The following is a 26,222-nucleotide window of genomic DNA, read 5'->3' on the forward strand; positions in this document are numbered from 1 at the left end:
CATCAATACACATCAAATAATAACAATATTAAGGAATGTTGATGAGTCACTCGCTTAAGTTGCAATATAAATTGTCAAACATCATTAAATTTATGACATTCAGTGCTTTATTACTTATGGTTAATAACCTAGCACTTGCCGCAGATCAAAATGCACAACAGGCTTGGCAGAATATAGAGGCTGGTGCCTTAGTGGTTGATGTTAGAACGGCTGAAGAGTTTGCCGAGGGCCATTTACCCAACGCAATCAATATTCCCTTCGAGCAAATAGTGACTGTATTTGCCGACAAAAATATCGATACAGATCAGGCTGTAGTCCTTTATTGCCGCAGTGGCCGTCGTAGCGGCATTGCGAATGATGCTTTAATTAGTGCTGGTTATTCCAATACCTATAATGGTGGCGGTTATCAGACGTTAATTCAGCAACAAAAATAACTTCAATAATCTATGGTACGGCTGCATATTTGCGGCCTTTTATGTTTGATAAGCGTCTGCTCCTGCTACATTTACCTTTCCCAACAACACAATCAGATCTTTAAACTAAAAAAACACATGTTTTTGGATATACACCCCGCGCAAAGCATCTTAACAGACGATTAAACTAGACAGGCTAATTCCAAATAAGTATAAGTTATTACTAAAGTTGCATTGGTATTTAATTTTATTTATTTCAGGCAGTTAAGATTGAAGTAACTCCCGGCCCTCATATTGAATACAAGATACCATTATTTGCACCATCTCCCGCAATAGAATATAAAGTCACATAAAAAGCATCACTAGTCAGCATGGGTTAAGTAATAAGCATATCCATTCAAGTAACGAAATCTATCCACACTCTTATGTCAACCCACCGCCCCATTAACATTTGTTTTACATTTGTAATAACTGCAGATACATTCGTTCACACAGCAAGGCAAAACATAATTGTCTGCTGTAAACATTATAAGAAACAACATAATATCCTGAATAACATGGAAGACAGTTATGACAAAAAATAAAGTAACAGCAGCACTTAGCCTGTCTGTACTTGCACTTTCGATCTCTGCAAGTGTCGGCGCAGCACCTTCTTTCAACTCTGGTTTACACAGCAACGCATCACCATTGAATAACGAAAGTCCGCTACCAAAGCGTTATATTGTAAAGTTCAAAACGGCTGCGGCCGCCTCAGGCTTTTCAATCGCGACTAACGCCATTGATGATGCTCAATATGAACCTAGAGCTAACGAAGTCTTTTCTCACTTCCGCGCACTTAACAGCGTCTCAGCAAAAGAGATGAAGCGTATCGGTCGCAGTAACAGTTATACGGTTAAGTTAGACGGTAAAGATCTGCAAGCGCTTCGATTCCGTGCAGATGTAGACTATGTTGAAGAAGATGCCCCCCGTCGACTACTCAGCGAAACCACACCTTGGGGTCAAACCTACGTTGGTGCAACCACACTAAGCGATAGCCAAGCAGGAAATCGTACTATTTGTATTATTGACTCGGGCTATGACCGTGGCCATAACGATCTCAATGCCAACAATGTCACAGGTACAAATAACTCAGGTACGGGTAATTGGTTTGAACCTGGAGCAGGTAATGCTCATGGTACTCACGTAGCTGGAACAATTGCAGCAATAGCAAATAATGAAGGTGTTGTTGGCGTGATGCCAAATCAAAATGCCAATATTCATGTTATCAAAGTCTTTAATGCTGCAGGTTGGGGTTACTCTTCATCTTTAGTCTCTGCAGTTGATACTTGTGTTAGTAATGGCGCTAATGTTGTGACTATGAGTTTAGGGGGAGCAAGCTCAAATAACACCGAGAAAAATGCCTTAGCGGCTCACGAAGCTAACGGTATTTTATTGATTGCTGCTGCAGGTAATGATGGTAACAACACTCACAGTTACCCTGCATCATATGACGCTGTAATGTCTGTTGCTGCTGTTGATAGCAACAAAGATCACGCGGCATTCTCACAGTTCACGGATCAGGTTGAAATTTCAGGACCCGGTGAAGCTATTCTTTCAACGGTAACGCGTGGTGAAGGACGCTTAGCTGACATTACTATTGCTGGTCAATCATACTTTGATAATGGTGTTGTACCTCATAATCGTTTTGTACAATCTGGCACGACTCACGTGGGCTCTCCACTCATTGGTAGCGTTACAGGTACATTAGCAGAGTGTTCAGTCAGCGGCAGTAACTTCAACTGTGGCAACATGAGCAACAAAGTGTGTTTAGTGGAGCGTGTTGGTAATCAAGGTGCGACTTACCCTGAAATAGACGCTGTAAAAGCCTGTGAAGCGGCGGGTGCTAGTGCAACCATCGTTTACAGTAATAGCACACTACCAGGGCTACAAAACCCATTTTTGGTAGACAGTAATAATGAGGCGCCTATTGTATCGGTCTCTGTTGACCGTGCAACGGGACTTGCCTTACGTAATCAAGTTGGGGCATCCGTTACCGTAGCAAATACCGATAATGAAGATTACGAGTATTACAATGGTACCTCGATGGCAACACCGCACGTTTCTGGTGTCGCAACATTAGTCTGGAGTCATCATACAGAGTGTAGTGCAGCGCAAATTCGTTCAGCACTCAACGCGACAGCAGAAGATTTAGAAACTGCAGGGCGTGACAATAACACCGGTTATGGCTTAATTGATGCGGTTGCGGCGAAAGCGTACCTAGATCAATCATGCACAGGCCCAACCGACCCAGATACAGGTGGTGGCGACAATGTATTGGTCAATGGTGTAGTACAATCAAACCTTACGGGTGCAGCGAGTGATGAGTTACATTACTCTATCGATGTGCCTGCTGGTGCGACCGATTTAAGCTTTACCATGAGTGGTGGTACGGGTGATGCTGACCTTTATGTCAATTATGGCGCGGCCCCCACTACCGCTACGGGAGGTTATGATTGTCGTCCATGGAAAGGCGGAAATGCTGAATCATGCCCAATCACTACAGCACAAACTGGCACATACTACGTAATGGTCCAAGGCTATAGCGCCTTTAGTGGTGTAAACCTTGTTGCGAACTTTACCGAAGATACCGGTGGGGGAACTGGCGGCGAAACAGGCGGTCCAGCAACATACACTAACAACAGTAGCTACAGTATCCCTGATAATAGCAGCACCGGTATCACCAGTGTCATTGCAGCAGCTCGAACGGGTGATTCAGGCACTGTAACCATCAAGGTTAACATTAGCCATACTTACATCGGCGACTTACAAGTAGAGCTACATAGCCCTACAGGTCAAGTGGCGATATTACATGATAATACTGGCGGCAGTGCTAACGACATTGTTAAGACTTACACCGTCGATATGTCTGGCGCTGATTCAGTGGGTAATTGGGAATTGAAAGCCGTTGACAGTGCTCGACGTGATACAGGCACGATTAATTCTTGGGAGTTGAGTTTCCAATAATCCTCTACTCATTTTAAGCGTGTTTTAGGAGAGCCTTAAGGGCTCTCTTTTTTTTGCTCTGCATTGAGCGATTTAACTGGTATAATTACTTTAATAGTATCTGCAATGAACGTAATCATGACCCAAGCAAACAATCCTTTACACGGTATTAAGCTCGAAGATTTACTCAAAGATCTTGTCGACCACTACGGTTGGGAAGAGTTGGGAACTCGTATCGATGTCCGCTGCTTTAACCACGACCCGAGTATCAAATCTAGCTTGAGGTTTTTGCGTAAAACCCTCTGGGCAAGAGAGAAAGTTGAATATCTTTACCTTAAGATGAATAAATTACCTTTGCCAGCAAGAAAGCCAAGGGATGACGGTTATCAAGCCAGTGATAAAACACTTCGTACTGCGAATAACAGAGCGATTGATAAACCAAGCAAAGACTCGAATGATGACACTCAGTTAAATGCCAACATCTGGGGTAAGTAACCTGAACTCGGGATAAGCAGTGCAGCTCAATACCCCTATTATCGCCCCTATCTGTGTTGAGCTTTCTAGTAATAGCCTGCTATTACGTACGAAACCTCGCCTTGATATAGGCAATAATTTTGGTATCGAGCAAAACTGTTAGATATATGAGAAATACAAAATGATTAAGCTAATGATTTTAAAAGATACTTCAGAACATCTAAACACTCATTATCCCGAGTTCAGGTTAAGTAATATTGGTATCGTTCACACCATTAAAAAAGGCTTAACAGCTTTGATTGTTAAGCCTTTTTTAATGGTGTGAGATTTCCCGCTACATCGGAAAATCAAATATAAGCCGCCAAACCTGTATCCCATCACCAGTACGATAACTCACTCCAAACCGGCTCATATTAAACAGATCCCATCCGACCGGTTTTGAAAAAGCCAAGGTTATCCCAGCTTCAAAACTGTTTGTCACCAAAACATCTTCCTCAAAAGGCGTCACAAACCTAAGTTTGTCAAAGTACCAATAACCTGCCACAAATAGTCTTGGCTCAATGCCAATGTCAGCGACTTGAAAATGATAATTAGTGCCAATATCCACGCCAGATTGAATCGCTGAATAGGTTTCATTCGGGGCGTCATCAAGACTGCGATAGCCTGCAAAGAATATACGATTGACCCAAACGGGCTTTGTATCCTTAAGCTCAAAATCAAGCAGGCTCGACATCCCTGCTGAGTAGATAATCACATCATTGCCATTAGTGGTATTAGTACCAACGCCTAAATCTACATATGACTGAAACTCATGGGTCTCAGAGGTCTTTATTCGATATTCTATACCGGGGGTAAAAGTGGCGGTGCCAACACTGCTTGGAAAGTCACCGTCAGGAATATCACTCCAAGTAAAGTTATAAAAGCCGAGTGATAATGGCGTGCGTAGCACTAAGGATTCTGTATCTGTTCGCTGAAGGTCGAAGCTTAAAGGGATATTAATAACCGTCGCATTTTGCCCAGAGGTTCGGTAAACACCGCTTCCTAAATAATTGGCAAATGCATAATGGCTGTAGTCCTTTTCAGCATTGGCTGGCAGGACAAAAAAAATCAGTAGAATTGAAAGGTAACGCGAAAGGGCCATAAATTAAATGTCAACTTAACTGGTCTCTAATTGATAGCCCTGAATATAGCGGTATAACCAAGGAAAATCCACGGTTAATAATTGCTGCCTAGTCTTTATCTTCCTCGGTAAAATGATACTCTGACATCATATGACCTAATTCAGTCGACTTAGTCTTAAGGTAAGCTTCATTATAACGGTTCTTACCGACTTGAAGCGGCACACGCTCAACAACCTCTAAGCCAAAGCTTTCCATCGCTTTTACTTTTCTCGGGTTATTGGTCATAAGTCTAACCTTGCTGACACCGATCTGTTCCATCATTGGAATAATCATGTCATATTTACGCATATCAGCAGCAAAACCTAGACGCTCATTAGCCTCTACAGTATTTGCTCCTCCATCTTGTAACTCATAAGCTCTGATTTTATTCAGCAACCCAATACCCCGCCCTTCTTGGCGCAGATAGAGGATAAAGCCCTGACCTACTTCAGCAATATTTTGCATCGCTGTTTGCAGCTGAAAACCACAATCACAACGTAAACTGAAAAGCGCATCACCGGTTAAACACTCGGAATGAATACGACCTAAAATAGGACTTTCGGCATCAAATACGCCCAATGTAAGCGCAACGTGCTCTTTACCTGTCTCGCTATCTTCAAAGCCGTGCATTTCAAAAACACCCCAAGGTGTTGGCAATTTTGAAGACGCGATATATTTAATCGACATGATAAAACCTTAACGACTACTCTCATTCCCTGAGACTGCAGAGAATCCTGATAAAGATATTAATGTGGATGAAAACTAACGTCGAGCGCCGCAAAGCGTAAACATCAACCATTACTAGCTGATCAATTAGCAAATATACGAGCGGTATAGCGCAGCATAAGCTGCGCGCTCACACATAAACTTGAAGCGGCTCACTAAATGAATAAATTAGCTTACTGTTTGCTTAAAATTCTTTCGCTGCAAAACCAGTAACTTGCTTTATACCCATTTCACGACCAAGTGCAGTCATAGGGTGAATAACCACTAATCCTTTAACTGACTTCTTCAGTTTGCCCATGTCAGCTTGCTCTTCTTTAGTCAGTACACGACTAAATTTAAGATCTTTAACCGTTGATCCTTCTTTGCCTAGCTCACGATTTTGCTGCTTTTTAACGTTAGCAATACGCTTAGTCAAAGTGGCAATCTCACGTTTAAACTGGATAACGATCCCTGGATCTTCGCGCTTTTCAGCTGCTGCCAACTTACGACCAAATTTATCGAGCTTATCGTTGAGCGTTTGCAGCTCCTGCTTTAAATTCATTTACAAACCTTAAATTCAAATCTAAATAACATATTTAGAAACAAAAACAGCTTCAAAAAAAGTATTGATGCTGTTTGTCATTATTGCCTCATTATAACAGCATATAGCGTAATATTACCTAGGTTTATGCTTAGCTTATCTTAGATAATGGATCACTTGGTTACTACTGCCTCGAAAAACTAAACTTGGATCAGCAAATGATTGTTCGAATTTGCCATCAACAACCACATTGACCAGATCAACCACCGCTTGTTGTTCTATGGTTAATTGTTCGAGTAAATAGCCCGTCCACAGCCAAATATCTTTGCCAGGGCATTGAGATTTCACCCGTTTAACCAGTTTGAATATCTCAGCGACATTGCCAGGGAACAGTGGATCACCACCAGACAGGGAAAGCCCTCGTCTTTTTATACGAGTATCATTTAGGTCATCAATAATGGTCTGCATCATTGGCTCATCAAACTGATGGCCAGAACACGGATTCCACGTCGATTGATTATAACAGCCACGGCATTGATGCTCACAACCTGAGACAAACAGTGTTGCTCGAGTCCCAGGGCCGTTAAGCACATCGGTCTGATAATATTGATGATAATGCATAATAAACTCTTCCTTAACAAAAAGGTGCCAATGATGGCACCTCGTTTCGTTCTCGCTGGCCTTAAATTAAAGGTGCTTAATTCGGCGCTTAACCTCTTCTTGCTTACCATAGTTAAATGGTCTTGCATCTGGGCTACCTAAGTAGCCACACACACGTCGGGTTACCGACACTCGGCTGGGTTCGTGGTTACCGCATTTAGGGCAAGTAAACCCTTTACTCGTACAACCAAATTCACCAGTAAAGCCGCAGTCATAACACTCATCTATCGGCGTATTGGTGCCGTAATAAGGCACTCTTGAATAGCTATAATCCCAAACATCTTCCAATGCTTCAACATTGTTTTGCATGTTAGGAAACTCGCCGTAACAGATAAACCCGCCATTGGCGATTTCTGGATAAGGTTGCTCGAAATCAATCTTATCGTATGGGTTAACTTGCTTTTCAACATCTAAATGGAAACTATTGGTGTAATAACCTTTAGATGTCACGCCCTCAACAACCCCGAAGGCTTTTGCATCTAAATTGCAAAAACGGCTACACAAGTTTTCACTTGGCGTGCTGTAAAGGCTAAAGCCGTAACCCGTCTCTTCTTTCCATGCGTCGGTGGCAGCTTTTAGGTATTTGATCACTGTTACCGCTTTTTCGCGCAGTTGAGCACTGTCGTAAACATGTGTTTCGCTGCCGTAAAGTGCATTGATGGTTTCATGCAAACCAATGTATCCGAGAGAAATTGACGCGCGGCCATTCTTAAAGATCTCAGAGACATCATCATCTGCACGTAGTCGTACGCCACATGCACCTTCCATATACAGGATAGGTGCAACACGGGCTTTAACGCCGTCTAAACGAGCGATACGAGTATCTAATGCTTTACGGGCAATGAGTAAACGCTCATCTAAGATACGGTAAAATTCAGCTTCATCGCCATTGGCTTCAAGTGCAACGCGCGGCAAGTTCAAACTTACGACACCAAGGTTATTACGCCCTTCATGTACCAATTCTCCATTTTCCTCAAATGTCCCGAGGAAGCTACGGCAACCCATTGGCGTTTTGAACGAACCGGTCACCTTTTCAACCTGCTCATAGTTAAGAATATCAGGGTACATACGTGTTGTTGCACACTTCAATGCAAGCTGTTTAATGTCGTAGTTACAATCACCCGTTTTATGGTTAATACCATCACGAATAGCAAAAACTAACTTAGGGAAAACCGCTGTCTTACGGTTTTTACCTAAACCAGCAATACGCACTTGCATCATTGACTGTTGAATCAGCCGAGATTCCCAAGAGGTGCCTAAACCAAAACCAAAAGTCACAAACGGTGTTTGGCCATTAGCGGTATGCAGTGTATTGACTTCATATTCAAGCGACTGAAATGCGTCATGACACTCTTTTTCAGTCAATGAGATCGCAAATGCTTTGGCATCTGTAATCCCCCACGTCAGCGCGACTTGGTAATGTTTGTTATAACTTTTGGTGACAAATGGCGCCAGTACTTCATCAATACGGTTAATCGTGGTACCGCCATAAATGTGGCTGGCAACCTGCGCAATGATCTGTGCTGTCACTGCAGTCGCTGTCGAAATTGATTTAGGCGTTTCAATCTCCGCATTGCCCATTTTGAAGCCTTCGGTCAACATGCCACTAAGATCAATCAACATACAATTAAACATAGGGAAGAATGGCGCGTAGTCTAAATCATGGTAGTGGATCTCACCTGACTCGTGGGCAGCAACGACATCTTTTGGCAAGATGTGACATTTGGCATAATGCTTAGCAACAATACCCGCCAACAGATCACGTTGAGTGGGGATCACTTTTGAATCTTTGTTAGCATTTTCGTTCAATAGCGCCGCATTGCTCTGCTCAACTAAGCCACGGATCTCTTGATTGAGTCTGCTACTGACTTCCCGATTCACATCTCTATCATGGCGATATTCAATGTAAACCCGCGCTAATGATTTATATGGTCCTTCCATCAACAAGTTTTCCACGGCATCTTGAAGATCGTGGATATTTATCTCATCTAATGTCGCCACCGAATCGGCTGCTTGTCTCGCGACAGATTCTGCATAAGCGGTGTCATCAATACCTGCCGAGTTAGCAGCTGCTATCACTGCGTCTCTAATCCTTGTTTCGTCAAAAGGCGTACGGTAACCATCCCGTTTAATAACCACTGGCATTGTATAATTCCTCTTCTACATCATCGACAAGCAACACTACATATAGTGGCACTTTTATTCTAAATCACAATATGTAGCGCATTAAGCTATAAAAAGACGAGAAGTACTTTGATCCAGATCATTATTTTAAACAACGAAGATAATAAGAAAAAATAACTGGGAACGATCACGCTTATCTAAAATTATGCCCTTGACGATGGCCTATAAGCGAGCTAGTGCCAGTATAAAATAGGGATAAATTGTGGATAAATAGACAAGCACTTTCACTGGCTATTTTTAACGCTCTGTTGAGGCTGCTGGAATTTGATTAAGATGAGTAAACGACAACCGATTTATGCGGTTTTAACGAGCGGATGTTACCGTTCATGGGGTTAACGTTACAGATAACGGCCTCAATTTTTAACCAGTGAAGCCATCAAAATAACCTGCTAGGGGGTTAACTAAAAACCAACGACATTAATGCTGTTTTGCGAGCGCCAAATAACTGTTCAGCTGACCCGATGCTTGTTGATGTTCACCTGTCATTGAGGCTAACTGCATTAAAGATTTTATGCCCTGATATTGATGCTTCTGTTGATCAGTGAGTGGGCGTTCAGACCCTAGCAAAGCAGTAATGTCAGTGGCAACGCGATTTGCTTTTTGTGCAATGGCAGGAGACTGGATTGAATCCATCGTGCGCATAACCCATTTTGCTTCATCTAACGTCCCTGCCAGCTCTCTATCTTCATCACTATTGGTTAGCGTCGCGCGCTGCTCGTCAATAAAATCAGCTAATGACTGCGCTTCAGTGGGCGGAATATCAAAGCCACTATTCGTTAGACGGTTCAGTTGCCCATCGGACAAAATACCATCTTTATAGAGCCGCTGAATAAGACTGGGTAATTTTTCAGAGCTGAAACTGCCATCTTGAAAAAAGTCCTTCGCCATGGCTTCTATTTTCTGCGCTCGCTCAGCGCGGCCAGATAACACTAAGCCATGATCATCTTTAGTGACGGTATTTGTTGATGAAGCTGATGCGTCAGCATTAATGCCTTGGATGCCTGTAGCGCTGCCGACTCCCGCTTTAGTGCCTGACACACCATATGCATCTGCCAGCACTGCGCCGCTATTTACAGGGTTATTGATACTACTAAGTGGGTTCATCGTCAAAAATTCGGCACTGATTTAGTCATAGCCTAACTAAGCAGGAAACGTGCCGTTTTTTTGATGATAAAATTGACTGCTTACTTTTGGTTCAATTCTGCGGTTAAGGTCAAGCAAAGTGTGCGCAATGATTCAATATCATGCTCAGTCATGCTGACTTTTTCAAGCAAGGTACTTTTTTGTGCAAGCGCATCGGCTTGCAGAGCGAAGCCCGCTTTGGTGAGTGCGATAACTTTTTTACGTTCATCGGTTTCATCAGCCAAGCGTTGTAAAAATAACTTGCTCTCTAAACGTTTAACGATGGGCGTCAATGTGCCCATATCCAGACGAGTCGCGCGAGACAACTGGGTCATGCTTGCTCTATCTTGTAGCCACAATGCTTGCATCACCAGATACTGTGGATAAGTGAGTTCATACTGATCCAATAAAGGGCGGTAAGCGCGCATAAGTGCATTCCCTGCGGTATACAGAGCAAAACAAACATTATCCGACAGACATGCTTCGGTATCGTTATTTGACACTTTGTTTTTCACTACGACCTTCACTACCTTTATTAAGTACTGCAATTTTACCTGACTCCCTTTAACAAAACTAGCTGATCGTATTTTATTTTGCGCAGAGTTATTTTGCGCGCAAAGTATTTGCATAAATTTTGGCGGTTAGTTATGATGCAAACAATTAATTTGCGCACAAACAAAAATAAAGGCTCATTATGAACGCTAAACAAATTCAACTAAAATCTCGTCCTGAAGGATTACCTAACGCCAGTAACTTTACCGAAGCAGAAGTGACTTTACCTGCCATTAAAGAGGGTGAATTTCTCGTCAAAAATTTATGGATGTCGGTTGACCCGTACATGCGTGGCCGCATGATTGATAGGAAAAGCTACATTGCTCCTTTTCAGATTGGTGCAGTGCTTGAAGGCGGCGCTATTGGTGAAGTCACAGAATCAAACAATGTTGAATTTCCTGTGGGCAGCAAGGTTAACAGCATGCACGGCTGGCGCAGTCATTATGTTAGTGATGGCACCGAAATAACTCGCCTACCGCAAACTCCTATCAACGAATCACACTTTCTCGGTGTACTCGGTATGCCGGGTATGACGGCTTGGACAGGCCTCAACCGCATTGCAGAATTAAAGGCGGGCGAAACACTGTTCGTTTCAGCAGCATCCGGTGCAGTTGGCAGTGTAGCTGTACAGATTGGAAAGTTAATGGGTGCCCGCGTTATTGCATCCGTAGGCTCTGATGAGAAAGCTGAGCATATTAAATCACTTGGTGTTGATGCCGTGATCAACTACAAGACTTGTGGTGATTTAAGCGCTGCATTAGCAGCTGCGGCGCCAGAAGGTGTTGATGTCTATTTTGAAAATGTCGGTGGCGATCACTTAACGGCCGCATTGAACAATATGAATGACCATGGCCGTATCGCCGTGTGCGGCATGATTTCACAATACAACGATACAGTGCCGACACCTGGACCGAGTAATTTAGCCATGATCATCATGAAGAAGTTAAAGATTGAAGGTTTCATTGTATTTGAACATTGGGCTCATTACCCTGAGTTCGCTAAGCAAATGGGCCAATGGTTAGCTGAAGGAAAAGTCACTGCAGAGCAGACTATTTATGAAGGGTTATCAAACGCACCTGATGCCTTTATCGGTCTATTTGAAGGTAAAAACCGCGGCAAGATGATTGTAAAACTGGCTTAATTCGTTAAGAAACCAGCATACTTCATGCGTTAATATCACACTGAAAAACAGTGACATAAAAGGGCCTTTTGGCCCTTTTATTACAATCAAGTTAAGATTATTTAACGGTATGGTGCCAATGCAGCTTCAATAAGGTGTGCTACTTGCTCTACTGCCGCTTCACCTGCCGCAATAGCTTCCTCCGCGCGATGAAACTCCATAGTACCGATATCACCAAGATCTGGCACGATACAAATATCTGGTGGATCGCCCATTAGTCTCGCCCGCTTATGGCGCTGTTCTAGTATTTCCATCGACTGTGACATCACCGCCAGCATACCGGGATTGGGATTAATATGACCGCCAGTTTTGTTACTAGGAGAAAACTTATCCGTTAAGCCGGTAATATAATCTCTTCCGCGCGCAAGCAGATCGGTAAAGCCCAATTCTTGATGCTTCTCTGCTTCCGCAACTTCTTGGTTTGTCGGCTTATTACTTTTCATGTTGACTGGCAACACTTGCATACGCCCACGGCGAAGCCCGTGAAGGTCAACCGCAATAACAATATCAACACCCATTGCTCGGCTTACTGATACTGGAACAGGATTCACCACCGCGCCATCCACCAGCCAGCGATCGGCCACTTTGACTGGCGGTAAAATACCAGGCATAGAACATGAAGCACGCACTGCATGGCGTAGATCACCTTCGGTAAACCAAATTTCTTGACCAGAATATAGATCAGTTGCTACCGCGGTGAAGGGTTTTTTAAGATCCTCGATCTGCATGTCGCCCATCCGTTTTTGCAACACATCAAACACTTTTTCGCCGCCAATCAGCCCGCCTTTTCGCCAGCTCAGATCCATCAAACCTAATACGTCCCAGCTGCTAAAACTTCTCACCCAGGTTTCTAGCTCATCAAGATGATCATTAGCATAGGCAGCCCCCACGACTGCGCCGATAGAGCAGCCAGCTATTTTATCAGGATAAACGCCCATTTTGGCTAGCCCATTGAGCACACCAATATGCGCCCAGCCTTTAGCGGCACCGCTACCTAAAGCGAGTCCAATTTTAACTGAATTATTATTGTCCGACACGCGTTGCGACTCCTACAAGCTAATTAAGATCGAGTTACTCTTTTGCAATACAGCGCTATGTTACGGCATTACGGCCGCTAATTTTAACCTAATTTAATCACGCTATCGTGTTGTGCATCCATATTCAGCTTGCCACCCGCCTATTTCGACAGCTTTGACATAAACTTAATGGCTAATCATAGCCCTGCTCTATCTATCTAGGCTATAATACTCGGTCAGATTATTTAAGGAGTTCACCTTTGCCATTCACCGATTTTTCACTGGATCAACGTCTTTTACAAACGTTAAAGCACATGGGTATAGACACCCCAACTGAGATCCAGGAACAAGCCATCCCTATTGCCCTTGCGGGCAAAGATATAATGGCATCATCTAAAACAGGTTCAGGCAAAACCTTGGCGTTCTTGCTACCTGCGATGCAAAGGATGATTTCGTGTAGAGCATTGAGTAAGCGCGATCCACGCGTTGTTATTTTGCTACCGACTCGAGAGCTTGCTACCCAAGTCTATAGCCAACTGCGTTTACTAGTCGCCAACACCCAATATAAAGCCACCAAAATTCTAGGCGGTGAAAACTTTAACGACCAAGCAAAAGCACTTGCTCGTGACCCGCATTTTGTTGTGGCAACCCCAGGTCGTTTAGCAGACCATCTTAAGCAACATCACTTGCACCTTAATGGGCTTGAGTTGCTCATATTAGATGAAGCCGATCGTATGTTAGATTTAGGCTTTGCTGAACAACTTAAGCAAATTAACAATGCAGCAGATCATAAACGTCGTCAAACATTGATGTTTTCTGCCACGCTTGATCATGGCGATGTCAATGAAATAGCTGCAGAGCTGCTTAAAACACCGGAGCATGTCTCTATTGGTGCCGGTAATTTAGAGCACAAAGACATTACTCAACGTATATTCCTATGTGATCATCTTGATCATAAAGAAGCGCTACTATCGCGGATCTTAAAAGATGAGCAGCAAAAGCAGATCATCATCTTTACAGCCACAAGATCCGATACAGAACGCCTCGCTATAAAGCTTGCTGAAGAAGGTTTTAAAACGGCATCACTCAGTGGTGAGTTAAAGCAAACCGCTCGTAATCAAATCATGGATGAGTTTAGCCGTGGTTTGCAGCAGATATTGGTCACTACCGATGTGGCCTCTCGTGGTCTAGATCTACTCAACGTATCGTTAGTGATCAACTTTGATATGCCAAAATTTGCTGAGGAATATGTACACCGCATTGGTCGTACAGGCCGTGCTGGCGCTAAAGGTGATGCAGTTTCACTCGTCGGCCCTAAAGACTGGGTAAACTTTACCCAGGTACAAACATTCTTAAACAAGAAGTTTGGCTTTAGTGAGCTTGAAGGCTTGAAAGGTAAGTTCGCAGGTTTAAAAGCAAAACCTGTGAGCAAGAGTAAAGCGAAACCAGCAGCTAAGAAAAAAGCAGTAACAGCCAAGAAAAGAACCGCAGCAAAAGCATCTGCTAACCGTGATAGACGTTTTGCAACCGGTGTTGATGTTGGTGACGCACCAATGCTTAAAAAGCCTAAATCTAAACTGCAAGATACTCCTGAAGATTAGATTTAGCCTAAGTTAAGGCTGTTGATTAAACGCTGTGATGGTTATCTATCCCAGCGTTTTTTATTTTCTGTGCTTCATCGATAACATTACTTAGCGGTTTTCTCTTGCCAGTTTTTATCTGCACGTTCTATATAAACCGCCGTATCGTTAAGCCAAGTTTCTCTGACCCCAAGACTATAGTTTAGATACAGCTTATTATTCAAAATAGTAAACGCATTTGGATCGGTATCCACCACAAACCCTTTAGACATACCATAAGCGCAATAGCCACCATATTGTGGCACGTAGTACTGCTGATCTTGCTCGAACATTATTTTATTTTGCTCGCTGCTAAAGAGCCACTCTACATTGTTGTACTGACTACTATATTCTACTTTGCCTGTAACAGGCTGTTGCTCGGAAAAATAAGCGACGACATCGTAACCATTCACCGCCACGCCTTTATCCTGAAACGTCAGCTCTCCACCTAAGCTTGTGCACCCCACTAAGACAAAACTCAATAATAGTGCCGTCAATTTAAAAAAGGGGCTGAGAAAATCTGTTTTCATAAAACCTAGCTTCATAGCAATGTCCTCTTTCCCCTAAGGGAGTCACTGTGTCTTTTGTATAAGACCGAATTCCCGCTCGGTGTATTTCATTAGCACTGACTTCAGATTAATTTTGTTTGAATGTCATACAACAATAGGAAATTTATTTTCAATTGCTAACGCTAAACGCTGACCAGTGACAAAAATAACGCTACAATATGCGCAATATTGTTATTTCGAAGGTTTATCATGAAAGTTTGTGGCGTAGAGTTAAAAGGTGGCGAAGCCATCATCAGTTTATTAAGTTATGAAGGCGAAACTTACAATGTGCCTGATTGCCGTCAGAAATCATTCGCTATTTCAAACTCAGCACAAACTGACGCTATTCGTGAGTTTCACTTTGCATTTAGTAAACTTTTAGAAGACTACCGTGTAGATGAAGTTGTCATCATTGAGCGTGAGCAAAAAGGTAAAGGCGCTGGTAGCGTCACAAGCTTTAAGCTCGAAGCTGTGATTCAAGTGATTGGCGTTCCGGTAACGTTTATTTCTCCAGTCACGATTAAAGCACAACTAAAGCGTAACCCGCCACAAGTTGACTTTGAAGGGCTAGACCTAAAGCGTTTTCAACGAAATGCTTTTGATGCTGCTTACGCATCTCACAACTGCACCATCTTCAAAAGAGAAGAAGACTAATCAGTCGTTGAGGAAATAGTACTAGGGGCTGTTGATCTATCACGGTTGTTTTTGCCGCAGTTTATTGGCTATTTTGACAAGGCGGAGGTTATGTCGTTTAGTCATTCTCCACAAATAGCCTACAACACCGTAAAAATAGCCAAGAAGCGCGGCCCTTAGGGTTCGTTTCAATGCTTTTAGTTTTTTTTGTTACAAGAGTGCGTTACGAGTCTTGTTTAATTTATTAAGCATCATCGCTCAAGCCTTGTACTAAAATCATTGAATTCGAACAAAAACTAAGCTCGAAAAATCAACAGCCCCTAGGGACATTAATCTTCAGAAAATGAAGATAAGCTGCTTTAAAAGCAGCTGTCCCTAAAAACTTATAGTCATTATGCAAACATTAACCTACCTAAATGGCTACCAAGCCGAGATCCAGCAGCAAGTACAAACTTTATTATCTCAGGGTAAATTGGGAGACTTTTTACTCAAAAGACATCCTGAAATACACACTGTGAGAACAGATAAAGCACTGTATGAATACACTATCGCCATCAAAAACCAGTATTTGCGCAAGTCACAACCATTATCCAAAGTTATTTTTGACGACAAAATCTCGCTTAGTCATCAAGCATTGGGTCTCCACTCTTACGTTGCCCGTAAGCAAGGTGCCAAGATAAAGGCCAAAAATGAGATACGTATTTCCTCTCGTTTGAAAAAGGTTCCGGAAGGTTTACTTAGAATGGTCGTGGTACATGAACTTGCACACTTGAAAGAGAAAGATCATAACAAAGCCTTCTACCAGCTATGCTGCCACATGGATGGTGACTACCATCAATTAGAATTTGAATTGAGGCTGCTACTGACCTTAATTGATGCAGAGCAAAACCCTTACCGCTAGTTTAACGAAACTCTTTAATTGATAATGATTTTCACTTACAATGCAAACACTTGATTTAAAGAGCGAGTTGTTATGGGCGAGAAGCACTGCAGTTATCAGCAAAAATACCAATATAAGCTGGCTAAGTCGCAGCATAAGCTGAGTTTCTATCTGTCTTTAACTAAAATAGATTGCATTAAACATAAGATTTCCATGGATAAGCGCTCAGTCAAAATCAACAAATACCAACTAAAAACACTCAAATACCAAGCGAAGCTAGCCAACATCAGTGCTGTAACACAAACTGCGATTGCCTATACCAAACTGCATAGTGCCAATGATAATGGTGCTTTTACATCACTCAGGTTAATAGACAAGCTAAGCCTTAACAGCACTAATGTATTTTACCGTCCCTATAAAGCAAACCCTTGTAAGAGTTGCCCTGCTTTAAGAGGTAAAGATTGCCTGTGTGCGATTAAGCAACAGCAGCGACAACAAGCATTATAACACCGCGATTGTTTGCGATGAGTTATCACCTTAACAATGCTAATCATTGAACTATCAAAACGAAAAAACCATCTAATGATGGTTTTTTGCTGAGCGCTACTGGCTATTCTAACAAGCTAAGCCGATAACCCGGTTAGACTTGGCCCATCATTATTTTTCGCACTTTAACTAATTGTTCAAAAGCACCCATTTGTTTCTTGGATAGTTGATTTGCCATCGGGATCTTAGCTTTCATTGGGTTTACAGGTCGGCCATTGATATGGAATTCATAATGCAAATGTGGCCCAGTGATCCGCCCAGTATTGCCCGATAGTGCAATCACCTGCCCACGAGAGACTCGCTGACCTTTGTGGACTAGCGCTTTTGATAAGTGCAAATAGCGCGTACGGTATTTATTACCGTGATCAATAACCACATATTTACCTGCAAAACGATGATCTGTTACCAAAGAAACTATACCGTCTCCAGGTGCTATAACTTTCGTGCCGATAGGGGTAGCAAAATCAGTGCCGTTGTGGGGAGAGTTGCGGCCAGTGACAGGGTGATGACGATTAGGGTTAAAGCTTGAGCTAATACGGTAATTCCGCTGAAGAGGAATACGTTGAAAGGCTCTTGCTAAGCTTCTGCCCTGTTCATCATAGAAATTACCATCACTAAACTGATAGGCATTAATGCTACTGCGTCCACGGTCAATTGTGACACCTAAAATGTTACTGCTACCGGTCGCAACGCCATCAATAAATTGATCGTTCATCAGTACCGAGAACTTGTCTCCGGCGCGAAGGTCACGAGCAAAATTGAGCTTTTCTTTTAATAGCGATTCAACGCGCTGGATCTCGGCCGCATTTAGGCCCATTTTCTTCGCTGAAAGGTAAAATGAGCCATTAATCTCACCCACTACACTGCGATTACGCCATATGCCTTCGATGTGGATCTCATCGACTTTAAATGAGCCGTCATCAAAACGGCTATAGGTCACTTGCCTTGCCGCACTAAAATAGAGCGAGAGTTTTTCTAGTTCGCCAGCATCATCGAGCCAAAATTGGATCTGGTTACCAGGCATTAAAGTATCGAGTGCCAGTACGTTTAAATCGGCTTCTAATACGCGATACATGGTTTGCTGATCGACGCTACCTTGCTCAAATAAGCCACTTAGTGTGTCACCTTTAACAATCACTTTTTCAAACTTAGGAGTGTCGAGCAGAACACTTGCCACAGGTGGAGGGGATGACTGCGAAGACAGCGCTTCGATATCCAATTTAACGGCAATGCGTTGCGATAGTAACGGTTGAGTTTTGGGGACCAAAAATGATGCACCAAACAACAACACGGAACCAATTAAGATTTTTCGGTGCAGAGAAGGCAAAGCTGCGAAACGAATAATCGACAATTTTAAAAAAGAAAATTTACCTGACTGCAACCTAATCCCAACCTTGAATTATTATTTTTTTCATTCACGCCAAATGCCTCCTATTATTGAAGGCTGATGTCAATTTATACCAAATAATTGGATTTATATGAACTCTTTCAGTGCACAAATTTGCAATTTTATTGCATGAAAAAACGCAGAATGAGATTGCTAACCGATAAAATGAGTAACATGGGTAGATTAAAAAGCGCGATCGTCGCTTATGACCCGTTAAATCAGAAGATATCAGACAGCAATGCTAAAAGAGTAGCGTTGCTTGCTTCATCACACAAAAACGGCTTAAACAATCACGCTAAGCCGTTTATATCAGGACATAAAAAGTAACGGTATGTTCTACGGTAGTACGATTGAGATCTCGCTTCCGAGTACACTCTTATTGATATCGATTCGAGTACCGATCTGCTCTTTCATTTCCGACACATGGGAGATAACTCCTATCATGCGCCCAGCAGATTGAAGATCCATTAAGGTACGGATCGCTAAATCAAGCGAGTCTTGGTCTAAACTGCCAAAGCCTTCGTCGATAAATAGGGTGTCGAGCTTAATACCGCCCGCATACGCTTGCACGACATCAGATAAACCCAATGCCATAGAGAGTGCAGCCATAAAGCTCTCACCGCCACTGAGCGTTGCCACAGGGCGTACTTTTGAGGTGTAGGCATCTTCAACTTCAAGCTCAAGCCCAGAAGCTTTATTGCCTTTAGCGCGTTCCTCCTTGCGGATTAAGCGATATCGACCTTTACTCATCAATTGCAGTCGATGACTGGCCTCAAGCAGCACATCATCGAGCAGTACACTAAGCACAAAGCGCTGTAAGCTCACCTTGTTACCCGTTTGACCATTAGCCACTTCGGATAATGTCCCTATGATGGCATATTCATCTTCTAGCTTCTTAGCGTTAGCATCAGCCTCTTTCAGCTGTTGCTGAGTTTGAGTCAGTTGAGTAACTCGACTCTGTACTCGCTGCCAGCTTTGCTCTGCCAGTTGTTGCTCTGTCTGAATACTCGCTAAACTCAGCTCGCTCTCTGCCAGCTGTGGTTTGACTTGCCCTGCTAACTTATCGCTTATTGGAGTGAGCGTCGCTTGATTAGCGATACAGTCCTGTTGATACTTGGCAATCTCATCGGTTAACGTCTGCAGCCCATCACTCGATAACAAGGCTTGGCTTAACGCTTGCTTGTCACTGAAACCTGATGTTGATAATTGTGAGTCAAGTTCCGCTTGAGCCTTATCCGCTTGCTCTTGTGCTTGAAGTAAGCTTGACTGAGCGGCTGTTAATGCCGCCGCTTTAGCCGCATCTTGCTCCAGCGCTTGGGTATGGGACTGACGGATGTGGTTTATCGTTTGTTGTAGATCTGTCAAGTAAGACGTCGCTTCGTTTATCGCTGCGGTAAGTACATCCAAGCTACGGTATAGTTCAGGTATAGAAGCAGAAGCTTGATCAAATTGTCCTTGGATACTTGATACGCTCTTCTGTAGATCATGAAAAATATCACGCTCACCTTCAAGCTGCGTCTGTAACTCCTTCTCCTTTGACTGCCAAACTTTTATCTGTTGCCTGAGTTTAGTTAACGCTTGAGCGGCAGTATTAGCGTGATGAACTTGCTGCTGTACTTGTTGAAGATGAGCTTGCAATGATTCAAGTGAATGAGAAACCCACTCACCCAGCTTTTGCTGATATTCATCCCTAAACTTCACTTGCTCCTGAAGTTGAGCTTTCAAGCCTTTATAATCGGCGATAGCTTGGCTCAGTGCATCTTTGGCGGTTTCACTCGTCAGTCTGCTTGACTCTAAATCATCTTCTGTCGGTAATCGCTGTTCACTTTGAGCAGGATTAGGGTGCTCAGCGCTGCCACACACTGGACAGGGTTGCCCGGGGTTGAGTTTTTGTGCCAATAGACTTGCTTGGCCACGGTGCCAGATCAGCTGAAGTTGATCATAAGCCTCCCCTTTAGCTTTGGCATCAAGACGACACTGCTTCCCTTTGTCTTCCGCCAGTTGCAACGCCTGCTCGGTGTTTCCCGCATGGTGAGCCGCCACCTGCCACTGCTGGTAACGCTCAATCAATTCGCTTTGTGCCGTTAACGCTTGCTGGGCATCAACTTGCTGACTCGCAACCAGTTCTAACTGAGGTACCTGTTGCTCTGCTGCTTGCTTGTCTGCCAATAAAGCATCCAATGTAGCCTTACCTTTAATCCCGCTATTTTTAGCTTGATCACGTTCATTGGTTGCAAGACTCAGCGCTGTTTGTAAGCTCTCTAATCCCTGCAGCTGTGGTACTAATTGTGTCAGTTTTTGCTCGTCGTTCTGAGCCTGTTGGCATTTAAGATCCAACTCAGTCAAGGTATCAAACTTGCTTTGACTTACAGTGAGCGCCTGCTCGCTCGCCAGCTTGGTGGATTGAACCTGGCTAACAGCAGCTTGCGCTTGAGTCCGCTCAACTTCACGCGCTAATGATCCCTCTAACACTGGCTTAAGTTGCAGTGCTTTTTGGCCATTATCGAGCTTAGATTGACGCTGAGCCATACTGTCTTTTTGCTCTGCTAATAATACTGCACTCTGTTGCAATTTATCTTGAGCATCAAAATCCTTAACCAGTAACTTAGCCGATTCAAACAGCTTATTGGCATTGATAAGGGCTAGTTTGGCCGTCTCTTTAGCCTCCGACGCTTGAGCCAGTGTTGGCGTCAGCTCTGTAAGTTCGCTCGTTAATGCATCATCAGAATCAAGGACGATATTATGTAAAATGCCATCACGTTTGTTACGCTGGTCCCTGACTTCGGCCTTAATGGCTGAGGCCTGAAACTTTAATTTGTCTTCAATGCGGCGGTATATCTGCGTTTGAAACAGTTGGCTAAAAATCTTCTCTCTGTCTTTTGAATCTGCCATCAGCAGTTCACGGAACTTGCCCTGAGGTAACACCATCACTTGGCGGAACTGATCCGCATCCAGTCCGGTGAGCAGTTCAATCTCAGCGGTCGCTTCCGACACCTTGCTGGCCACCAGCAAATGCTCGGTGCCATCAGTATCGATGTGGTAAAGCTGCGCTTCCGGTTTTTGCACCGTGTAACCATCACCACTTTTCTTCGCTCGCTGTTGCTCTGGGACCCGGCGAATGCGATATTGCTTGTCACCAAGCGCAAAGCTGAAGGTCACTTCGGTTAACACGCTGTCAGCCGCTAAGTCACAGCGCATCTGACTGCCCTCACGCTCATCGCCTGTGGTCTTGCCATAGAGTGCAAAACAGATGGCATCGAGCAAGGTCGTTTTACCCGCGCCAGTCGGGCCATTGATCAAGAACAGCGGATTAGAGCCTAAGGCTGAAAAATCGGTTGTTTGAACCGATGCAAATGGACCAAATGCTGACATCTCTAAAATAAGCGGTCTCATGATGTGCGCTCCACTTTATGTAGCTCATCGATGGCTGTTGTCATCGCGTGTTGCTGCGCCTCAGTCATTGCGTCACCGGACACTTGCGCAAAGAAATCACTAAACATATCCATCTCGCCTTTCTTGATATGGTCTCGGCTTAACTCTACCTTGCCGTTATCGCGCATCAAGCCGGTACGCTCTAAATGCAGCACATTTGGATACACGCTTCTGAGCTTACCCATAGCATCTAAAATGGCGGTTTTATCACTCAATCTCACCATGAGATAATCGTCACGGTTAACATCTGTTTTACCTTGCTCGAGCAACTCAACGAGGTTGCCTTCAATAATCCGCACATCTCTCATGGCAGACAATGGCAGCAACTCAAAATCAGCTTTACCCTCTGCATCTAACTCAACCAAGGTCACTGACTTATTCTGGTGCTGCTCACTGAACGAATACTTGAGCATAGAGCCTGAATATCGAACATTTTCAGCGCCTTTATACTGTGGCCCATGCAGATGACCGAGCGCCGTATAGTTAAAGGGCATAAACAATTTTGCTGAAATTTTATCGGCGCCGCCAATACTCAGAGGGCGCTCTGATTCAGATTCACTGCCCCCATCAATGAAACAGTGACTGATCACCACTTTGGGCAAACCTTGGCTGTCATGTTCATGCACTTGTTCAAGCAATTTATCCATCGCTGCTTCGTGGGTGCTCACTTCGCAATCAAACACATGCCGTACGGTGGCAGGATCGGCATAGGGCAGACCGTAAAATACCGCACTGCCCTGCTTGCCTTTAAGCTTGATGGCACTCACTTTATTGGTCAACGGCCCAACGATATGTAGCCCACTGTCACTCATCTGCTTCGAGGCAAAGCCTAAACGTTCATGGCCATCATGGTTGCCAGCAATCATAATTACCGCGATTTTTAGTTCATTCACCAGACGATTAACCACTTCGTTTAACAGCGCTATCGCGTTAGCTGGCGGAATGGAACGATCATAGATATCGCCAGCAACAATCACCGCATCGACATTATGCTCAGTCGCCAGTTCAACAATCTGGTTTAACACGAAGCGCTGATCATCGAGCAGGCTCTGATTATGAAGCTGCCTGCCGATATGCCAGTCAGAGGTGTGGATAAATTTCATGCATTCTCGTTTAAAAATGAAGGAGATGAGAGAGAGTTCTATAGTAAGAAAACTATCGACGTTTCACAAGCGTGATAACCGTTGTTGCAAACACTTATACAGCTAAAGATATGTTAGTATTTTTGAGTTGAGCTCATTTAGTTGACCCCAGTGATACGCCGTTAATACCAAGTTCGAAGATTAACTTTTTGTAATGATTCATCCACGTTGATGAAAGGGACAACACGTACAATTCAGTTCTCAACAAACAACCACTAGGATAACAAAATGAGATGTACTAAATTAATCTGTGCTGCACTGGCCTTCACATCAATATCAGCATTTGCGGGTCAAGAAGACGACGCACTGGCAGCACTCGCATTGCAACGCGCTAATTACACCTTAGAACAGGCTATTGAAAAAGTAAGTACAGATTACGCTAAGCACATTGTCGAATTTGAAATTGATGATCATGATAATCAAGCTACCTATGATATTGAAGCGATCAATCTGGAAACAAAAGAGAAGCATAACATTGAATTAAGCCTTGCAGATGGCGCGATTTTAAAACATAAAACCCAAAATAGCTTAAGCCGATTAGATGATGATGACCTGTTAGCGTTACAGGAGTTACAAGCATCAAAATTTAACTTAGGCGCTACTATTGCCCAATTACAGCTAAAATATTCTGCTGATGTTTTTGAATTTGAATTAAAGAATAAAAAAGGCATTACTTTCTACAAGTTTAAGCTGATGGGTGATCAAGGCCTTACACGTGTCATTGTAGATGTAACCACAGGCAAAGCTATTCCGGTAATGAAGCGCTAACTCCGTCAATATTTATAGGGGAGTAGCACTCCCCTAGGGAAACTTTTTTGCGAATTCTTGTTATTGAAGATAACCAGACGACTCGTCAATATTTACAAAAAGCCCTTCAAGAACAGGGCTATGAGATTGACCTCGCGGATAATGGCCAAGATGGTTTATTCTTAGCGCTGGAAGGCGACTACCAATTAATTGTGCTTGATCGGATGCTGCCTAAATTAGATGGCTTAACGGTATTAACAACCTTAAGAAATGCTGGCAAACAAACACCCGTTCTGATTTTAAGTGCATTAGATAGTGTATCTGAACGTGTAAAAGGGCTGCGTGAAGGCGGTGACGATTACCTCATCAAACCTTTTGCGCTTTCTGAGCTACTCGTGCGTATAGAGATCCTCATTCAGCGCAAAGGGACTCACAACGAAAAGCTAACCACCGTTTTACATGTTGCCGATCTAAAAATGGACCTGCTTTCTCATAAGGTGTTCCGAGGTTCAGCAGAAATATCTCTGCAGCCAAAAGAGTTTAAACTGTTACGTTATTTGATGGAACATAACGGACAAGTAGTATCTCGATCGTTACTGTTTGAAGCCGTTTGGGATTATCAATTTGATCCACAAACGAATGTTATTGATGTTCATATGGCAAGATTGCGTAAAAAGGTAGAATTTGATGGTCTTACCCCTTTACTGGAAACAGTACGCGGCGTCGGTTACAGAATGGTGGAACAGCGTTAAAACAGCCCACTCGGTGTGGCGTTTAACCCGTTTGTATACTGGCTTATTATTATCAGTGGTAGCCATCCTACTGGTAGTATTGTACCAATTGAGTATTGGCCAAATGAACCGTCAGCAACAGTTACAAATGGCTAATATTATTGCTCAGCAAACATTACTTGCTGAGCAATTAAGTCATGAGCAATTTATTGAACAATTTGAACTACAGGCTCAGAGTTCACGTCAATACATTCTAAGTTATCAAATAAAGCAAAAAATTATTGGTAGGCTTAGCGCTCCCCCGACAACGTTATCGCAATGCCCGAGCTTATCGCGTTTTCCCATTTGGCTAGACCAATTTGATGAAATCAGACTGGTCTCTGGTTGCTCTCAGCCTTTGGCCTCTGGGACGCTAATTGTTGCTGTCGACGATGAATCATTGTATGAACTCAAGGGACAATTTATTAGTGCGTCAGCAATTGCATTATTACTGGCCGTATTGCTTGGCGTTATAACCGGGTTAGTTTTCTCAATGCGGGTATTAAAGCGCATTAACAACTTTAACCAAGTCGCCTTACGAGTTGAATCAGGCCAATTGAGCGCACGTGTCGCAGTCTCTAAGCAAAATGATGAATATGATCATATGGCGCTACATATCAATACCATGCTCAATCAATTGCAGCACTCCTTTGAAACGATTTCTGGAATTACCGATGCTATAGCTCATGATTTGCGTACGCCACTGAGCCATTTAAGGCAGCAAATTGAATCGGAGATATTAAGTAAACAACAACTGAATCACCCTAGTGAACAGCTACAATCGATGCTGGATAAGCTAGACGAAATATTATTCACCTTTAGTGCAATGCTTGAGTTAACAAGGCTTCAGCAACAAAAAGAGAGCAACAGCCAACACTTTAAAACCGTTAATTTACAGCAAATAATTGTCGATGCCGTGGATTTAATTGAGCCGCTTGCAGAAGAGAAACAACAACTTGTCAGTATAGGAAGCGCTGAGCCATTGTCTATTCAAGGTGATGCAACGCTGTTGTTTAGAGCCATATACAACCTGTTAGAAAATGCCAGTAAGTACGCAGGAGATAATGCACAAATTAGTGTTCAATTAACACCCCGTGGTTTTACCGTTAGCGATAATGGTCCAGGTATTTGTGATGTCGAAAAAGAGAAAGTTTTCCAGCGCTTATATCGCATCGAAAAGAGCCGGCAGATTGTAGGCTTTGGCTTAGGTTTAACCTTGGTAAAAGCGATTATTCAACTGCATAACGGAAAAATTGAATTACTCGATAATAAGCCAGGATTAATCGTAAATGTTGAATTTATAAAGCCTAAGAAAACGGCATCGGATGATAGCAGCAATGCCAATACCACTGATGCTTAGTGTCGCTTAAAACACGACTCAACTTGAATCAAAGCCACCAGCCCTGCTTTGTAGAATAACGGACAAGTGTGCAAATAATTTACGATTTCCCCAACAAAACATGATGTATTCCAAATTAGTCACTAAAAAATTAAATAATAAGTGCGTTTGCCGCTAAATATTGTTACTA

At 43.2% G+C, this 26,222-nt stretch carries 23 protein-coding genes; 11 read left to right on the forward strand and 12 right to left on the reverse strand.

All coding sequences use genetic code 11. The features are described from left to right. Nucleotides 1-41: 41 nt before the first annotated feature. From CXF86_RS17210 to CXF86_RS17220, 3 genes are all read left to right on the forward strand, one after another. Nucleotides 42-434 (forward strand): rhodanese-like domain-containing protein, encoded by a 393-nt coding sequence (locus CXF86_RS17210; protein ID WP_101089259.1) that lies wholly within the window; start codon nt 42-44, stop codon nt 432-434. Nucleotides 435-983: 549 nt separating this feature from the next. Continuing rightward, complete coding sequence (locus CXF86_RS17215) at nt 984-3,416, forward strand: S8 family serine peptidase (protein WP_101089260.1); 2,433 nt, start codon at nt 984-986, stop codon at nt 3,414-3,416. 117 nt (nt 3,417-3,533) lie between these two features. Beyond that, the gene (locus tag CXF86_RS17220) at nt 3,534-3,890 is read left to right on the forward strand and encodes a VF530 family protein (RefSeq protein WP_101089261.1); all 357 of its coding nucleotides are present in this window, start codon (nt 3,534-3,536) and stop codon (nt 3,888-3,890) included. Nucleotides 3,891-4,203: 313 nt separating this feature from the next. On the opposite strand, the gene CXF86_RS17225 is transcribed toward CXF86_RS17220, so the two are convergent. The 7 genes from CXF86_RS17225 to CXF86_RS17255 form a co-directional block, all read right to left on the reverse strand. Continuing rightward, entirely contained in the window at nt 4,204-5,010 is an 807-nt protein-coding gene (locus CXF86_RS17225; protein ID WP_101089262.1) for a hypothetical protein, read from the reverse strand. 88 nt (nt 5,011-5,098) lie between these two features. Then, nucleotides 5,099-5,716 (reverse strand): GTP cyclohydrolase II, encoded by a 618-nt coding sequence (gene ribA / locus CXF86_RS17230; RefSeq protein ID WP_101089263.1) that lies wholly within the window; start codon nt 5,714-5,716, stop codon nt 5,099-5,101. Nucleotides 5,717-5,939: 223 nt separating this feature from the next. Further along, nucleotides 5,940-6,296 (reverse strand): YibL family ribosome-associated protein, encoded by a 357-nt coding sequence (locus CXF86_RS17235; RefSeq protein ID WP_101089264.1) that lies wholly within the window; start codon nt 6,294-6,296, stop codon nt 5,940-5,942. Between the two features lie 135 nt (nt 6,297-6,431). After that, nucleotides 6,432-6,896, reverse strand: a complete 465-nt coding sequence (gene nrdG / locus CXF86_RS17240; protein WP_102039616.1) for an anaerobic ribonucleoside-triphosphate reductase-activating protein — start codon at nt 6,894-6,896, stop codon at nt 6,432-6,434. Between the two features lie 66 nt (nt 6,897-6,962). Beyond that, a complete protein-coding gene (nrdD, locus tag CXF86_RS17245; protein ID WP_101089266.1) occupies nt 6,963-9,080 on the reverse strand; it encodes an anaerobic ribonucleoside-triphosphate reductase in 2,118 nt (705 codons plus the stop codon). 456 nt (nt 9,081-9,536) lie between these two features. Beyond that, nucleotides 9,537-10,223, reverse strand: a complete 687-nt coding sequence (locus CXF86_RS17250) for a hypothetical protein (protein ID WP_101089267.1) — start codon at nt 10,221-10,223, stop codon at nt 9,537-9,539. An 80-nt stretch (nt 10,224-10,303) separates the two neighbouring features. After that, nucleotides 10,304-10,756, reverse strand: coding sequence for a MarR family winged helix-turn-helix transcriptional regulator (locus CXF86_RS17255; protein WP_232775126.1), 453 nt, complete (start codon nt 10,754-10,756; stop codon nt 10,304-10,306). Between the two features lie 179 nt (nt 10,757-10,935). Here CXF86_RS17255 and CXF86_RS17260 point away from each other — a divergent pair, with 179 nt between their 5' ends. After that, a complete protein-coding gene (locus tag CXF86_RS17260; RefSeq protein ID WP_102039618.1) occupies nt 10,936-11,934 on the forward strand; it encodes an NADP-dependent oxidoreductase in 999 nt (332 codons plus the stop codon). 101 nt (nt 11,935-12,035) lie between these two features. Here the strand turns inward: CXF86_RS17260 and rssA are convergent, their stop codons facing one another. Beyond that, nucleotides 12,036-13,010 (reverse strand): patatin-like phospholipase RssA, encoded by a 975-nt coding sequence (gene rssA, locus CXF86_RS17265; RefSeq protein ID WP_101089269.1) that lies wholly within the window; start codon nt 13,008-13,010, stop codon nt 12,036-12,038. A gap of 239 nt (nt 13,011-13,249) precedes the next feature. Here rssA and CXF86_RS17270 point away from each other — a divergent pair, with 239 nt between their 5' ends. Next, nucleotides 13,250-14,590 carry a DEAD/DEAH box helicase gene (locus CXF86_RS17270; protein WP_101089270.1) on the forward strand — a complete coding sequence of 447 codons (1,341 nt, stop codon included), beginning with the start codon at nt 13,250-13,252 and terminating at the stop codon, nt 14,588-14,590. A gap of 86 nt (nt 14,591-14,676) precedes the next feature. Here CXF86_RS17270 and CXF86_RS17275 read toward each other — a convergent pair whose 3' ends face one another. After that, nucleotides 14,677-15,153, reverse strand: coding sequence for a YHS domain-containing (seleno)protein (locus CXF86_RS17275; RefSeq protein ID WP_257985411.1), 477 nt, complete (start codon nt 15,151-15,153; stop codon nt 14,677-14,679). 213 nt (nt 15,154-15,366) lie between these two features. Between CXF86_RS17275 and CXF86_RS17280 the strand changes: the two genes are divergently transcribed. The 3 genes from CXF86_RS17280 (at nt 15,367) to CXF86_RS17290 (ending at nt 17,176) form a co-directional block, all read left to right on the forward strand. Further along, on the forward strand, nt 15,367-15,810 hold the full coding sequence (locus CXF86_RS17280) for a DUF3010 family protein (protein ID WP_101089271.1): 444 nt from the start codon (nt 15,367-15,369) through the stop codon (nt 15,808-15,810). A gap of 373 nt (nt 15,811-16,183) precedes the next feature. After that, a complete protein-coding gene (locus tag CXF86_RS17285) occupies nt 16,184-16,690 on the forward strand; it encodes a M48 metallopeptidase family protein (RefSeq protein ID WP_101089272.1) in 507 nt (168 codons plus the stop codon). A 72-nt stretch (nt 16,691-16,762) separates the two neighbouring features. After that, the gene (locus CXF86_RS17290; protein WP_102039619.1) at nt 16,763-17,176 is read left to right on the forward strand and encodes a hypothetical protein; all 414 of its coding nucleotides are present in this window, start codon (nt 16,763-16,765) and stop codon (nt 17,174-17,176) included. Between the two features lie 133 nt (nt 17,177-17,309). Here the strand turns inward: CXF86_RS17290 and CXF86_RS17295 are convergent, their stop codons facing one another. The 3 genes from CXF86_RS17295 to CXF86_RS17305 all read right to left on the reverse strand — a co-directional run bounded on the left by CXF86_RS17295 (nt 17,310) and on the right by CXF86_RS17305 (nt 23,137). Next, nucleotides 17,310-18,596 carry a peptidoglycan DD-metalloendopeptidase family protein gene (locus CXF86_RS17295; RefSeq protein ID WP_180961099.1) on the reverse strand — a complete coding sequence of 429 codons (1,287 nt, stop codon included), beginning with the start codon at nt 18,594-18,596 and terminating at the stop codon, nt 17,310-17,312. Between the two features lie 342 nt (nt 18,597-18,938). Further along, nucleotides 18,939-21,995, reverse strand: a complete 3,057-nt coding sequence (locus tag CXF86_RS17300; protein WP_102039620.1) for an AAA family ATPase — start codon at nt 21,993-21,995, stop codon at nt 18,939-18,941. Continuing rightward, complete coding sequence (locus CXF86_RS17305) at nt 21,992-23,137, reverse strand: exonuclease SbcCD subunit D (RefSeq protein WP_102039621.1); 1,146 nt, start codon at nt 23,135-23,137, stop codon at nt 21,992-21,994. The genes CXF86_RS17300 and CXF86_RS17305 overlap by 4 nt, the downstream gene beginning before the upstream one ends. Nucleotides 23,138-23,404: 267 nt before the next feature. Here CXF86_RS17305 and CXF86_RS17310 point away from each other — a divergent pair, with 267 nt between their 5' ends. From CXF86_RS17310 to CXF86_RS17320, 3 genes are read left to right on the forward strand one after another with little or no spacing between them, the layout of a single operon-like run. Beyond that, on the forward strand, nt 23,405-23,944 hold the full coding sequence (locus tag CXF86_RS17310; protein ID WP_102039622.1) for a PepSY domain-containing protein: 540 nt from the start codon (nt 23,405-23,407) through the stop codon (nt 23,942-23,944). Nucleotides 23,945-23,991: 47 nt separating this feature from the next. Then, on the forward strand, nt 23,992-24,675 hold the full coding sequence (locus CXF86_RS17315) for a winged helix-turn-helix domain-containing protein (protein ID WP_102039623.1): 684 nt from the start codon (nt 23,992-23,994) through the stop codon (nt 24,673-24,675). After that, nucleotides 24,611-26,053, forward strand: a complete 1,443-nt coding sequence (locus CXF86_RS17320; RefSeq protein ID WP_102039624.1) for a HAMP domain-containing sensor histidine kinase — start codon at nt 24,611-24,613, stop codon at nt 26,051-26,053. The genes CXF86_RS17315 and CXF86_RS17320 overlap by 65 nt, the downstream gene beginning before the upstream one ends. The last annotated feature ends 169 nt before the right edge of the window (nt 26,054-26,222 follow it).

Source organism: Shewanella sp. GutCb (assembly GCF_002836135.1).
GTDB lineage: Bacteria > Pseudomonadota > Gammaproteobacteria > Enterobacterales > Shewanellaceae > Shewanella.